The organism is Paraburkholderia azotifigens (assembly GCF_007995085.1).
Taxonomy (GTDB): Bacteria; Pseudomonadota; Gammaproteobacteria; order Burkholderiales; family Burkholderiaceae; genus Paraburkholderia; species Paraburkholderia azotifigens.
Genome location: NZ_VOQS01000005.1, coordinates 1,844,663 through 1,857,396 on the forward strand (window position 1 = coordinate 1,844,663; position 12,734 = coordinate 1,857,396).

Genomic DNA, 12,734 nt, shown 5'->3' on the forward strand with positions numbered 1-12,734 from the left:
ACGAAACACACGGTAAGCCAGCCCCAAAAACCTTGTGGCGAGAAGTCTGTCTGAATGACCGACACAACTTCAGCCATTCAATATGCGGGCTTCAATCTTCTGCCTGGTTTTCGCCATCTTCGTATGCGGGTTTGCGGTGACGTCGTGTGACGACAGCGTCGATGACGCCGCCGACAGCGAAGGATGCGACTATGTTGCGCCAGCCACCTGCATGGAGCGCCTTTACTATCCGCTCGGTCTGCGCACAATCGCACTCGCGGACTTCTGCTACGGCGCGGGTGGCCTGCAGGTACTGCACGACCACTACCGCTTCAGCTATGGCGACATGATCGACGCAGGCACGACCCTGCCAATGGAAAATCTCGCGCTCGGCCAGACACACGGCGGCTCACGCGACGACAAACGGGAGCATTAACGCAAACGAAATGCGCCCACCATCTCCCGCAAGCGTCCCGCCTGTTCATCGAGCGACGTCGCAGCCGCTGCAGCCTGCTCCACGAGTGCGGCGTTCTGTTGCGTCACCTCGTCCATTTGTGACACGGCGCGATTGACCTCTTCGATACCCGTGCTCTGCTCGACGGACGCTGCCGCAATCTCATTCATGATGTTGCTGACCCGCTGAATCGATTGCACGATCTCATGCATACGTTGTCCGGCAACCGTGACCTGTGTCGTGCCTTCATCGACCCGCACTGCGGACGATTGAATCAGCGCCTTCACTTCCTTGGCGGCCGTTGCACTACGTTGCGCGAGCGCGCGGACTTCTCCCGCGACCACGGCAAAACCGCGCCCTTCTTCGCCGGCCCGCGCCGCTTCCACTGCCGCATTCAATGCAAGGATATTCGTCTGGAATGCAATCCCCTCGATAACGGCGATGATTTCGCCGATCTTGTTCGAGCCGTCGGCGATGCCCTGCATCATCGCGATGACTTCTTCGACAGCCTGACCGCCACGGCGCGTCGCCTCCGTCGCAAGCACGGCGAGCTGGCTCGCCTGCTGCGCATTGTCGGCATTCTGCTTGACCGTTGCAGTCAGCTCCTCCATGCTCGCGGCCGTCTCCTGCAACGATGCGGCCTGCTCCTCCGTGCGTTGCGACAGGTCGATGTTGCCTTGCGCAATCTCTCCCGCACCGGTTGCAATCGATTCGCTCGTCCCGTGAATGCCCTGCACCAGATCGATCAGCCTGGTCCGCATCTCGCCCAATGCGAACAGCAAGCTCGACCGATCCGACGTTGCAAGCCTGAGATTCGCCGTCAGGTCGCCCGACGCGATGTACGCAGCAAAAGCCGCGGCCTCTGCCGGCTCCCCACCCAGTTCCCGCTTGAGACTGCGCGTCATCACCCACGCCATGCCGCCGACCGCGATGAAGATCACAAGCGAGATCGCAATCAGCGTTCTCGCGAGCGTCCAGTATGTCGCGTTGATGTCGTCGTAGAAAAAGCCCGTTCCGATCCACCATTGCCAACCCGGAATCTCGACGACGCCTTGCAGTTTCGCCTCGAGCGGGCCGTCCGATGAGCGCTTGATCAGCACATCCACCATTGCGAAATGATCTCGCGAGAGGCCCTGTCGGTACGCTTGCGTGTCCGTGAGATCGCCCGATCTCGTCTTGTTGCCGCCCGCTTTCGTGCCGATGAGCTTCGGATTGGGATGGACGATATTGATACTGTCGGTATTCGTCACCCAGTAGTAGCTCTGGCTATTCGCGTTCAATTGAGTGAGCGCCGTTTTGGCGGCCGCTTGCGCATCTTCGCGACTGAACTTGCCGCTCGCCTCGAGCCCCTGGTAATAGAGCACGAGATGTTCTGCTTTGGTCAGCAGCGTCTTGATCTGTGCCGTGCGGCTCTCTGTCAGCGCGTGGTCCAGCTGAATCAACGACACCACCGCGATGGCTACGACCCCGGCGAGCGCCGTGCCGACAATCAACATCAGTTTGATCGCAACTTTCATCGAATGAAATTTTTTTAAATGCGTTCCGAAATGAACTTTGCCTGGTTCCGGTCTTTTGCTTCCCCGCGCAACCGGATTCAGGATGACCTCGACACACGGTCGCGGCGTAGCTTACGAGCGGCGCATCGCGCGCCACAAGGAGGCAAACGTGTGCCTGCGCGATCATCGAACGCTTGCGTCCGTTCAGCGCACCATATGCGGGTTTTCGATGGGCGATACGCCTCCCCGTCGGCGGCATTCAGTTGGAAAGATGCGACAAGACAGCCGTAACCCTTTGCGGGTAATGCGCGTCGTACACTTGCGCGATCAAAACGAAGCGAGATCGGCTCCGCATGCGTCGCGCCGTTGCCGTCGCTGGCCAAAAATCTGGCCCATCAGATTCTGAAGCGTGGATTGAATCTGTCGCTGGACGCATTGCTGCCGAAAGGTCACTACTACTTCCCCGCGTTCACGGTGCTGCCGATGCGTTCACGCAGGACGGCTGTCGTCGTGCATGATCTCGCGCACCTCGATGTTCCTCACTGCGTCGAAGCCGGCAATGTCGAACTGCTCCGCTACGCACTGCCGCGTTCGATCCGGCAGGCGCAATCGATCATTGCGGTGTCCGGGTACACGAAACAGCGAATCGTTCATCATCTCAAGATCGATCCTTCCGTGATTCACGTTGCGCCCCGTTCTGTCGAGCCGGGTGGCGTCGGTGCCGGAAGCCGCGGGAGACATCGCCTGTTATGTCGATGATCCCACGGACGTTGCTGCGATAAGGCGCGGATTGAAAGAACTGCTGTCTATCGATGAGCAACAGCGGCAGAAGATGGAGCCGCCAATGAACCGGCATCTCGACGGATTCGAATGGGTGCGCAGCGCGGCGCTGACAGTCAGCGCGCTGACAGGAATTCCCGTTTCCGAACTGATGTGATCTGTGATCGACGCTTTCGCTAGCGCCGGGCGGCATACGTCTCACATATACGCGTCGATATGCCGGTCGCGGTACAGAACCGCTTCTTCGTACGATGGCGCTTCGTGGATTACCTTGCCCTCGTATAGAACCTTGCATCCATCTACCGTCAGCGGAGTAACCACGTCGCGCCGTGGATCATCGATATCCGCTTGTTCGCGATGAAAGCGATTTCTCGTTAGCAGCAGCAACAGATCAAGCAAAGCGGATTTCATGTCAGGCAGAGGCCGATGCGATAGACAGGTTTCATTTGTCCTGTTGCGCATCATAGAGACACAAATATCCGTTAGCCGCTCAGGAAACAAACGGCAAGCTATGTTGAGAGAAGAAGATAAGGAATGGAAAGTTACGAGGGAAATTTTCCGCTAGCAATCCATATTGATCGGGCATATTGATGCTGTACCATGCGCACCGAGACCAGTTTTCAATTCCATGTCGAACGGTGCAGCGCGGCATTAGCAACCGATTGAACGCAATGCGTGCTGTTCGCAGATCACTATAAATCTAACGCCGCGGGGTTCGCGATGGCCAAGCACGCAGCGCATCTGCTTGCCTGTTTAATTGGATTGACGGGTACAGCGCACGTCAATGCAGAGCTTGGAGGCTCTCCTGCCTATCAGCCGAATGGCGACGCGAAACTGACTGTCGCGCACTCCTATCGTACGCGCTCGAATGTGCCGTACACGCTCTATGTGACAACGTGGGACGCAGGCGTAACGGTCAAGGAATACGAGTCGCAATCGGGCAACGTTTTTGCCGTTGCATGGGACGAACAAAAGCCGCAAGCGGCGCCTGTGGATCGTTTGCTAGGGGCATACGTCGCCTGCTATCAACAGGCCGTCGATGCAGCCGGCAAGCAAAGCAGCACACTTGCGGACGTTCTGAACATTGAACAGAGCGGCCTTTCCATTCGTGTTGGGCATAGTAAGGGTCACACATCCGGGCGCGTGTACTTGCGTCAGGCGCTGCCCGCCGGTCTGGACGAAGCTGCGATCAACTAATGCGCTCAAGCAGGAAGCGTGTCATGCACGGTGGCAACCCCGCTCGGCTTCCACCGTGCACATCGCCCATGCTCAGCGAGCCTTGTGTGCGAATGCCGCCGTCGCAATCTCCTCCGTCACTGCAAGGAACCTTGTCACGTCGGCCGGTCCGTGGCAATGCAATGGAGAAACGCGCACGGCACCGTCGAGATTGAACGATTTCAACATACGCCCAGAGTACAGGCTCGTCGCAATGCGCTCATAGACGATCACGCCGCGCTCCTCGTATGCGCGCACGGCGGCCGTCGGGTCAAGACCATCGAAGCCTATGCCCGCGATCAGGTCGCGTTGCGTCAGATCGTCGTGATCCCAGAACACGCGTACGCCTTCGATAGCTCGCAGACCACGTTGTCCTTCAACACCATCGAGCAACAGCGAAAGCAGCGCGCGCTCGTGCTCCTCGATGCGCTGCATACCCCGCACGAACAGCTCGCGCCGGTCTTCGGCGTCGCTGAATTGCGCACCGATCCACGCGACGTAATCGACGATCGCGCTCACCACCGCGAACTGCGCAGGCGCTGGACTGCCGAGTTCCCAGACGCCCTTTGCTTTGGCATCGAGCCGGTGATGCGGCAACTCCGCGAGACGTTCCGACAGCCAGGCGACGCCCGCCCCTCTACAGCCGAAGAGCTTGTACGGCGCGAAATTGATGCCGTCGACCGGCGTCTTCTGCAGATCGATGACCGCATGCGGCGCGTGCTGAACGGCATCCACGATGATGAAAAGGCCCGGCTTTTTCGCACGCGCGCGTTCGACGATCGTCTGGATATCCAGCTTCGCACCCGAGATGTTCGACGCATACATGACGCTCAGCAGCGCCGTGTCGTCGTCGATCAAGGAAACGATCGCGTCGGCATCGACGCCACCCGTTTCGGCGTTGCTCGGTGCGACGCGCAATGTCTTACCTGTGCACTCGCAGTACAACTTCATCGCATCGAACGACGACGGATGTTCGAGTATGGTTGTCACGGCGTTCGTGCCCGGCACGTTCTCCATTACCGCGCGCACCATTTCGAACATCGCGGCAGAGGCAGTCAGCGAAAGGTATACGCTGCCGTCGCGCGCGTTGAGAATGCGGCGAATGTCCGCTTCGCCTTGCGTCTGAATGTCCTGCAGATACAGCGCGCGCTCGTGAATACGCTCGGGACAATCCGGCAACGCATCGATGCGGGAAAATGCTTCCAGCGCCGCCTTCAGTCTGAACGAACCACCTGCATTGTCGAAGAAAAGACGCGCACTTCCGTCGACATCGTGATCGACGTAATGAAAGCGGCGCTTGATCTGCTCCATGAGAGATGCGGAAAACAACTGCCCCTGATTGCTGCTCATTTCACCTGTTCCTTGTTCCATGATTTCCACTTCTGTCTCGACGGGCGCTCACGCGTCTAGTGACGCGACATAGGCCTTGCCCTTCTCCGCGTCGTACTGGCCTTCCCATTTGGCGATGACGAGCGGCGCGAGCGCATTGCCGACCACGTTTAGCGCCGTGCGGCCCATGTCCATGATCCGGTCGACACCCGCGATGAATGCGAGGCCTTCGAGCGGTAGGCCTGCGCTCGCGAGCGTCGTCAGCAGAATGACGAACATGAAGCCAGGCACGCCTGCCGCGCCCTTGGACGTAACGACCATGGTCAGCACGAGTACGATCTGCTCTTGCAAGCCGAGGTGCACACTGTAGAGCTGCGCGACGAACAGCGTGCCGATGCCAAGGTAGATCGATGCACCATCGAGGTTGAACGTGTAGCCCGTGGGCACCACGAACGTCGTGATGCTTTTGGGCACGCCGAAGTCCTCCATCTTCTTCATCAGTTGCGGCAGCACCGTCGCCGAGCTGCAAGTCGAGAACGCGATGATGAGTTCGTCCTTGATGACGCGGAACAGCGTGAAGATACTGAAACCGAACAGACGTGCCGTGACGCCGAGCACCAGCACCGCAAACAGGATGATCGCGAGATACGTCACCGCGACGAGCTTGATGAGCGGCAGCAACGAACCGAAGCCGAAGCTCGCAACGGTCACTGCGATCAACGCGCACACACCGAACGGCGCATAGCACATGACCATGCCCGTGACCTTGAACATCGCATCGCTAATGCCTTTGAATGTTGCGAGCACGGGCTTGCGATATTCGGCGGGCACAGATTGCAGGCCAAGTCCGAACAGCACGGAGAAGAAGATCACCGGCAACAGATCTCCGCGCCCCATCGCCATGACGATGTTGTCGGGAATGATGCTCAGCAACAGCGCCATGAAGCCGTGGTGTCCCTGAGTCTGCTGCGTCGTCTGCTGATAGCGCGAAATGTCCGTGTGGCCGAGCTGGGACAGGTCGGTGCCGAGGCCGGGATGCAACACGTTGCCCAATACCAGGCCCAGCACGATGGCGATCGTCGTGACGATTTCAAAGTACACCAGCGTTTTCAGGCCGATGCGCCCGAGCGAACGCCCGTCGCCGACGCCTGCAATTCCCATCACCATGCTCGTGAAAACGATCGGCACCACGACCATCTTGATCAGACGGATGAAGATGTCGCCCGCGGGCTGCAGAAAGCCGTTAATCGCCGATTCGCGCAACGCCGGGAAATGGTTGAGCACCATGCCCACCGCAATGCCGACGACGAGGCCGATCAGGATTTGCCACGCGAGGCCGATGCGCGGCTTGCGTTCCACGCGCTCGGTTTGAGGTGTTTCCATGACGGATTCCATGCGTTCTCCAGACACTTACCGGTTGATATGAATGGGTCGCTGCTCGTGAGCGAACCCTGTCGAGCCTCGGTGCGGGCTCGTTATGCAAAAAGTAATCGGCCAAAATAAGCGAAAAAAGCGATTTTTTTCTATGAGAAACTATCGTTTTAATTCATGTGAAAGAGCGCGTTCATGCTGACGTTCAAACAGATGGAGGCGTTGTACTGGATCGTTCAGCTTGGCTCGTTCGAGGCCGCGGCGACACGCCTGAACACGACGCAATCGGCGATATCCAAGCGCGTGCAGGAGCTGGAGCGTGCGTTCGACGTCGCGGTGTTCGACCGCGCGAACCGCAGTGCGCGGCTTACGGAGAAAGGCACGGAATTCTTCGAGCATGCGAAGGAGTTGCTCGAACGGCGCGATCAGATCGTGGAGCGCATGAGCTCGAAGGAAGCGCTGGTACGTCAGATTCGCATCGGCGTCACGGAACTCACGGCGCTGACATGGCTACCGCGTCTCATCGCTGCGATTCAGGCCGAGTATCCGAAGGTCAAGGTCGAAGCCGAAGTCGATCTCAATGCGACATTGCGCGAGCGGCTCGCCGCCGCGACGGTCGACGTGATCATCGTGCCGCAGACGCACGAGACCGAGGGATTTGCGGCGACGCCCGTTGGTCAGGTCGAGAATGCATGGATGTGCGCGGCCAGCCTCGCACCGGGCAAGCGTGCAATCCCGCTGACGGAGATCGCGAAGTTTCCGCTCATTCTGCAGGGCGGGTTGTCGGGAACGGGCTACGTGTACAGCCGGTTTCTGGAGGAGCAAGGCGTGGCCCTGCAGAAGGTGCTGGCGAGCAACAGCCTCATTGCGCAAATCGGGCTGACACTTTCCGGGCTTGGCGTCAGCTACTTACCTAAGGCCTGCCTCGCGCGCATGGTCGAGCGGCGCGCGCTCGTCGTCGTGCCGACGCGGCCCGCGCTGCCTCCTGTGCGATACATCGCCATGCATCGGGCGGAACAGTCGCATTCGCTAAGTGCTGCCGTCGCGCGGCTGGCCGCGCAATCGTGCGATTTCTCCTCAAACCTCCTTGATCCGGGAGGCTAGGGTGCTGATCGAGAAACAAACGGTAAGCCAGTTCTCATGACGCTATGCGGCTGTCCGAGCAGTTCTGTCCGGAAGAAGCCGCTGAGTTCGACGAAGGCGTCGTTGCAGTAGGTGATGATTCCCGTCGTATCGGTGGCCGACACGAGCATTTTCTCTACGTGAGAGAGACCTGTGCCCTGGCTTGTCGATTCATTGCTCACTTCGTTGCCCCCTCCCGGATTGCTATTCGTTGTCGGTGTATTTGATAGCGCTGCATGCCGAACCGCTATATCGACGCGCGATCGTCAACCTGAAGGGACGGTGCAGTCCGATAAGCATGTAGCAACGCATCGGCGGTGAACTCGCATAACGCACCGCTCATGCTTGCATGCGATGACCGGGCAAGAAGAAGCCGGAAGTCGAGATGTCGGGATAGGTAACGTAAGGGACCATGCCTTAACGGCTCTTGCCCAACGAATTGCCCCGCACTATGATCGCGTCAACCTGTGACAAAGTGTAAATTTTGTATCAGACACCTCTCCGACGATTCTGGAGAGGGACGCGCAAAAAAACATGGCACGGCGAAAATGCCGGCATCACCACGGGGTTTTTCGGTTCACGGGAAACCATGACGACGAGCAGCGAAGTACTGAATTCGATTCACGAAATTAATCTGTCGTACCTGATCCTCGCGCAGAAGATACTGCGTGAGGACAAGTCCGTCGCCATGTTTCGTCTTGGCGTATCCGCCGAACTCGCAGCCATTCTGTCCGAGTTCACTGTCGCGCAGATCACCCGGCTCGCGATGACGGATCAACTGCTGTGCGCGTTCCGATTTTCCGGGCACGAACAGCTGGCCGCATTGGCCCGGCCGACGCGGCACGAGGACGTGAAAGCGACACATGCCGCGATCCTGCTGGCTGGCCAGAGCGTGGAGCAGTTCGTATGACATTGAATGCCACGCCGGGCAAAAGCGTCAGCGAGGACGCCCGGGAAATCTTTCGCGCTATCGAACTCATCGAACTCGGGGCACGCATGCAGTTGCTCGAGAGCGAGTTGAAGCTCTCTCGCGACCGCATGATACGTCTTTACCGGGAGCTGAAAGGCGTCTCGCCTCCGAAGGGCATGTTGCCGTTTTCAGCGGACTGGTACTTGACGTGGATGCCCAACATTCACTCGTCGCTTTTCTTCAATATCTATCGTTTTCTGAGGGAACAGGCGGGCTGTGAGCGGCTCGACGCGATCACCAAAGCGTATCGGCTTTATCTCGAGCATTGCGCGGGCAACCGGCTCGAGGTGGTGGTGAGCCTGACGCGGGCGTGGACCATGGTGCGCTTCTTCGACGCAAACATGTTGCACATGACCCGGTGTTGCCGGTGCACGGGCATGTTCGTCGCGCATACGCTCGACCTGCAGACAACGCGTCTGTGCGGCGTATGTCACCCACCGTCGCGAGCGGGAAAGACGAAAGAGGCGGGAGTACCGCGCGACATGCCCGTTGTGCGAGGTGAATCCCGGCGGTTCGAAACGGTGGAGTGCGTCGGTTAGCGGAATGCTGAACCTGTCGAAGGCGTGACCCAGAAGTCGACGCCTCTTCCGTGAAGAAAAGCGAGCCGTCGTTCCAGCATCGACGCGCGCAGACACCTCGTATGTAGGGCACCGAGCTACCCGATCGAATCCGGCAAAGCAGGACGCACGCCATAGGTCTTCATGGCCGATTCGATCTGTTGCGACTCTCTCGTATCCGGATACAGCCGGTAGCTCGGTGCAACGACAGGCTCGATTGACACGATGTCGATAACGAATATCGACGCGAACGGAAATCGTGGGCCCGCCAGCCTGACCAAAGGACTCGCAAGCGATTCAAAACCCTCGTCGCAGTTCGTCGCAAGCCGGGCTTTACCTTTGATCTTGAATCCCTTCTGTACGAATGGATCAACGAAGCTCACGCACACCGCAGGATTCGAGGCGATGTTTCCCGCACTGCCTGGGGAAGCGATATTAGCGACGAGCAGTCTATCGGCTCCGTAAGCGCAGAAGATTTCCTTCGGCGAGACATTGGGGCAGCCGTCCGCGTCCACAGTCGCGAGCCAGCACAAGACGCTTCTCTTCATTGCCGACAGAACGGCTTCGTCCATCATCATCGAAGTTCCCTGGTTAGCGTTGATCGTGGTCTACGCACCGAATCGATAAAAAGCCGCCGCGAGTCTTGTGAACTCGCGGCGGCTTTCTGGCGATCACCAGTGCATTCGATACGGCGACCGTTGATAGCCGAGTATCGATCAATAGTCCCACAACACCGGCACGAAACGGAAGCTTTCTCCGTTCTTCGCAATATGACCGATGGACGGGAAAGCGACATGCGCCGCGGCCAGCAGAGCGCCCGTTTCGGCGGCTTCGTTGAGCAGCGCGATACGCACGTCCACGGCCACTTCGGGATCATGCTCGAAACCCGTCGGCGATGTGATTTTTGAAGTCGGCTTCGACAATCCCAAATGGCAAAATGGACCGTAACCGGCTGCACATTGCGGGTTGTTTCGCTCATCATCGATAGTCCTGTTCGTTAAGTGGGGGAAACCGCACTGGTCGGCGCAGTTCACGAGCACGACTACGAATTTCACGCGCTTCGGCTTGCTCGCGTCCCGTCCGACCGTGTGACGGATTGTAGTAACCGGGGACGAACGCCAGTAGCATCGCGAATGCGTTCAGCATGTTGTCCGGGCGACAACAATCGACGATGAACAAGAAATGAGAAGTGGAGCGAGTGAAAGGCTTATTGATCAGCGGTTCCTCAGGAACGCCTTCATTCAGTTCAAGCTGTAACGGCGCAGATATCAACCCGTTTGCAGGGGATCATCTTCCTGGCCTCAGGCCATCAACCATCAGGTCGCAACGATCCCGTCGAAATCCTGGCCTTCATTGCGCGCGGCCACCAGATCGATGAGTACAGAAGGATCGGCCGGCTTCACGAGATAGTGATCGACGCCTGCCTCCATCGCCTGACGCACATGCTCCTCCTGGCCATAACCGCTAAGCGCGATCATGAGCGCTTTGGGACACGCGTCCCCCTGCCGCAAGTGCCTCGCGAGCTCATAGCCCGTCATATCCGGCAAACCAATGTCGAGCACGACCACATCCGGCCTCGTCTCCGCGGCGACGTTCAGCGCCGATTCTCCGTCCATCGCACATCGGACGACATAACCGTGAATCGTCAGCAGCGCTTCCAGACTCTGCGCTGACGCAACGAGATCGTCGACGACCAGCACACGCGTCGCCGCTCTCCGGTTCAGGTGCACGACGGGAGCAAGCGCAGGCGTATTGCGTTCAGTCACCGTACCGGGCAACCGCACGGCAAACTCCGCGCCTTTGCCCAGGCCGTCGCTCTTGCACTGTACCGACCCGCCATGCAATTCGGTCAGATGCCTGACGAGCGTGAGACCGATTCCGAGCCCACCGAGCGACCGGTGCAGAGACGCATCGGCCTGTGCGAACAGTTCGAATACATGTGGAAGAAACGCTGCGTCGATACCCTGTCCGTCGTCTGCCACGGTGATGGTGGCCGTGCCATCCGCGAAGCGCGTGGTCAACGAGATATGACCGCCCTGCGGCGTAAACTTCGACGAATTGTTGAGGAGGTTCGCGACGATCTGCGCGAGCCGGACGACATCGCCGTCGACCACGATGTCGACGGCCTCTTCATCGCACGTCAACGTCTGCGAACGGCGGATCAGATGCGGGCGGCTCGTCTCGACGGCGCGGCCAATCACAATCGAAAGCGGCACAGGCTCCTTGCGCAGCGCAACCGTCCCTCTCGCGATACGCGAAACATCGAGCAGATCCTCGACAATGCGCACCATGTGTTCGACCTGAGTGCCGACGATCTCGCTTGCCCAGCGCATCACCTCCGCATCGCCCTTCTTGGCGCTTCGCATCACCGCCGCCGCGTTCGCAATAGGCGCAAGCGGATTGCGCAGTTCATGCGCGAGCATTGCGAGAAATTCGTTTTTGCGCCTGTCGCCATCGCGGATCGCCGAAAACAGCAACGCATTCTGAAGCGCAATCGCGGCGCGGCTGACGAACTCCTGGCGCAACGTCGCCTGCTCGGCGGGCACAGTCGCTTGCGACGAGCCGAGCACGATCACGCCTCGTTGACTCCCCGTCAACAGTGGAAAGGCGCTGACGTGCCGAAGGTCCTCTACGGCGGATGCCTCTCCAATGGCCTCGCTCACGCAATCGACTTCCGCGGAATCGACATCCAGCGTGTCTTCGTTCAGCAAGCGATGCACGAAGCGGTTCACGCCGGGAAAGATGCGCGCAAGCGTACCGGACTGAAATGCAGCGAAATCCGGCTCGTCAGGAAGATTCCGTCTTGCCGATCGAACCACAAAGTCAGTAGTGAATTCTCCAATGCCCCTGACGCCCACATACGCCAGATCGGCAAGTTCGCTAACAGCCAGTTCTGCAATGCGCTGCAAGGTCGTTTCGATTTCAAGCGAACGCGTCAGTACATGGCTCGCCGTCGCCAGAAAATCCGCGCGCTGCCGCGCCTGCTCAGCGGCAGCACGGCCCGCCTCCGCGCGCACGAATGCCTCGCGTTCCTCTGCACGCAGAAGAAGCTCGTGATGCATACGGTGCATTTCGACGAAGACCTTGACCTTGGAACGCAGAATCTCGGGAACGACGGGTGCGGAAATGTAGTCCACCGCGCCAAGGGCATAACCGCGTTTCATCTCCGATTCGTCGATATACGCGGTGACGAAGATGATCGGCGTACTCGCCGTGCGGCGATACGTACGCAACAGCGATGCCGTTTCCAGCCCGTCCATGCCGGGCATGTTCACGTCGAGCAGAATCACCGCGAACGGCCTCTCGAGTACCGCCTTCAACGCTTCGCGGCCCGATCCGACGGTAATCACGTTCTCGCCGAGATCTTCCAGGATCGTCCGCATCACGACCTGTTGCTGCGGCATATCATCCACGACGAGGATGTTGACTGGCTGCCGCGGAAGTCCATCGGACTGTTCCAT

Annotated in this window: 14 protein-coding genes and 1 pseudogene; 7 read left to right on the forward strand and 8 right to left on the reverse strand. The window is 59.0% G+C overall.

Translation table 11 applies throughout. From position 1 onward, the window contains the following. Positions 1–82 precede the first annotated feature (82 nt). Positions 83–415, forward strand: coding sequence for a hypothetical protein (locus tag FRZ40_RS40295; protein WP_028367198.1), 333 nt, complete (start codon positions 83–85; stop codon positions 413–415). Here FRZ40_RS40295 and FRZ40_RS40300 read toward each other — a convergent pair. Beyond that, a complete protein-coding gene (locus FRZ40_RS40300) occupies positions 412–1,950 on the reverse strand; it encodes a methyl-accepting chemotaxis protein (protein ID WP_147238006.1) in 1,539 nt (512 codons plus the stop codon). The two genes, FRZ40_RS40295 and FRZ40_RS40300, sit on opposite strands and share 4 nt — an antisense overlap. A 462-nt stretch (positions 1,951–2,412) precedes the next feature. Here FRZ40_RS40300 and FRZ40_RS46395 point away from each other — a divergent pair, with 462 nt between their 5' ends. Together FRZ40_RS46395 and FRZ40_RS44630 are read left to right on the forward strand one after the other, a co-directional pair. After that, on the forward strand, positions 2,413–2,688 hold the full coding sequence (locus tag FRZ40_RS46395) for a glycosyltransferase (RefSeq protein ID WP_420873945.1): 276 nt from the start codon (positions 2,413–2,415) through the stop codon (positions 2,686–2,688). After that, positions 2,639–2,866, forward strand: a complete 228-nt coding sequence (locus tag FRZ40_RS44630) for a glycosyltransferase family 4 protein (protein WP_167528729.1) — start codon at positions 2,639–2,641, stop codon at positions 2,864–2,866. The genes FRZ40_RS46395 and FRZ40_RS44630 overlap by 50 nt, the downstream gene beginning before the upstream one ends. Positions 2,867–2,907: 41 nt before the next feature. Here the strand turns inward: FRZ40_RS44630 and FRZ40_RS40310 are convergent, their stop codons facing one another. Then, positions 2,908–3,120 (reverse strand): hypothetical protein, encoded by a 213-nt coding sequence (locus FRZ40_RS40310; RefSeq protein ID WP_028367201.1) that lies wholly within the window; start codon positions 3,118–3,120, stop codon positions 2,908–2,910. A gap of 264 nt (positions 3,121–3,384) precedes the next feature. On the opposite strand from FRZ40_RS40310, the gene FRZ40_RS40315 reads away from it, so the two are divergent. Then, the gene (locus FRZ40_RS40315; protein WP_147238008.1) at positions 3,385–3,906 is read left to right on the forward strand and encodes a DUF2844 domain-containing protein; all 522 of its coding nucleotides are present in this window, start codon (positions 3,385–3,387) and stop codon (positions 3,904–3,906) included. Positions 3,907–3,978: 72 nt separating this feature from the next. Here the strand turns inward: FRZ40_RS40315 and FRZ40_RS40320 are convergent, their stop codons facing one another. Both FRZ40_RS40320 and gltP read right to left on the reverse strand, forming a co-directional pair. Then, complete coding sequence (locus tag FRZ40_RS40320; RefSeq protein ID WP_147238009.1) at positions 3,979–5,274, reverse strand: aminotransferase class V-fold PLP-dependent enzyme; 1,296 nt, start codon at positions 5,272–5,274, stop codon at positions 3,979–3,981. Between the two features lie 48 nt (positions 5,275–5,322). Then, complete coding sequence (gene gltP / locus FRZ40_RS40325; protein ID WP_147238010.1) at positions 5,323–6,648, reverse strand: glutamate/aspartate:proton symporter GltP; 1,326 nt, start codon at positions 6,646–6,648, stop codon at positions 5,323–5,325. Between the two features lie 171 nt (positions 6,649–6,819). On the opposite strand from gltP, the gene FRZ40_RS40330 reads away from it, so the two are divergent. After that, positions 6,820–7,728 (forward strand): LysR family transcriptional regulator, encoded by a 909-nt coding sequence (locus FRZ40_RS40330; protein WP_147238011.1) that lies wholly within the window; start codon positions 6,820–6,822, stop codon positions 7,726–7,728. Here FRZ40_RS40330 and FRZ40_RS40335 read toward each other — a convergent pair. Then, positions 7,725–7,877: a PAS domain-containing protein gene (locus tag FRZ40_RS40335; RefSeq protein WP_147238553.1), complete on the reverse strand. Its 153-nt coding sequence runs from the start codon at positions 7,875–7,877 to the stop codon at positions 7,725–7,727. The two genes, FRZ40_RS40330 and FRZ40_RS40335, sit on opposite strands and share 4 nt — an antisense overlap. A 458-nt stretch (positions 7,878–8,335) precedes the next feature. Here FRZ40_RS40335 and flhD point away from each other — a divergent pair, with 458 nt between their 5' ends. Both flhD and flhC read left to right on the forward strand, forming a co-directional pair. After that, complete coding sequence (gene flhD / locus FRZ40_RS40340; protein ID WP_147238012.1) at positions 8,336–8,656, forward strand: flagellar transcriptional regulator FlhD; 321 nt, start codon at positions 8,336–8,338, stop codon at positions 8,654–8,656. Further along, on the forward strand, positions 8,653–9,255 hold the full coding sequence (gene flhC, locus FRZ40_RS40345) for a flagellar transcriptional regulator FlhC (protein ID WP_147238013.1): 603 nt from the start codon (positions 8,653–8,655) through the stop codon (positions 9,253–9,255). The genes flhD and flhC overlap by 4 nt, the downstream gene beginning before the upstream one ends. Before the next feature lie 116 nt (positions 9,256–9,371). Here the strand turns inward: flhC and FRZ40_RS40350 are convergent, their stop codons facing one another. The 3 genes and pseudogenes from FRZ40_RS40350 to FRZ40_RS40360 form a co-directional block, all read right to left on the reverse strand. Beyond that, positions 9,372–9,851, reverse strand: coding sequence for a pyridoxamine 5'-phosphate oxidase family protein (locus FRZ40_RS40350; RefSeq protein ID WP_240057481.1), 480 nt, complete (start codon positions 9,849–9,851; stop codon positions 9,372–9,374). 138 nt (positions 9,852–9,989) lie between these two features. Beyond that, positions 9,990–10,160: pseudogene (locus FRZ40_RS40355) on the reverse strand (MBL fold metallo-hydrolase); the annotation flags it as partial. Positions 10,161–10,589: 429 nt separating this feature from the next. After that, positions 10,590–12,734 carry a response regulator gene (locus tag FRZ40_RS40360; RefSeq protein WP_051446402.1) on the reverse strand — a complete coding sequence of 715 codons (2,145 nt, stop codon included), beginning with the start codon at positions 12,732–12,734 and terminating at the stop codon, positions 10,590–10,592.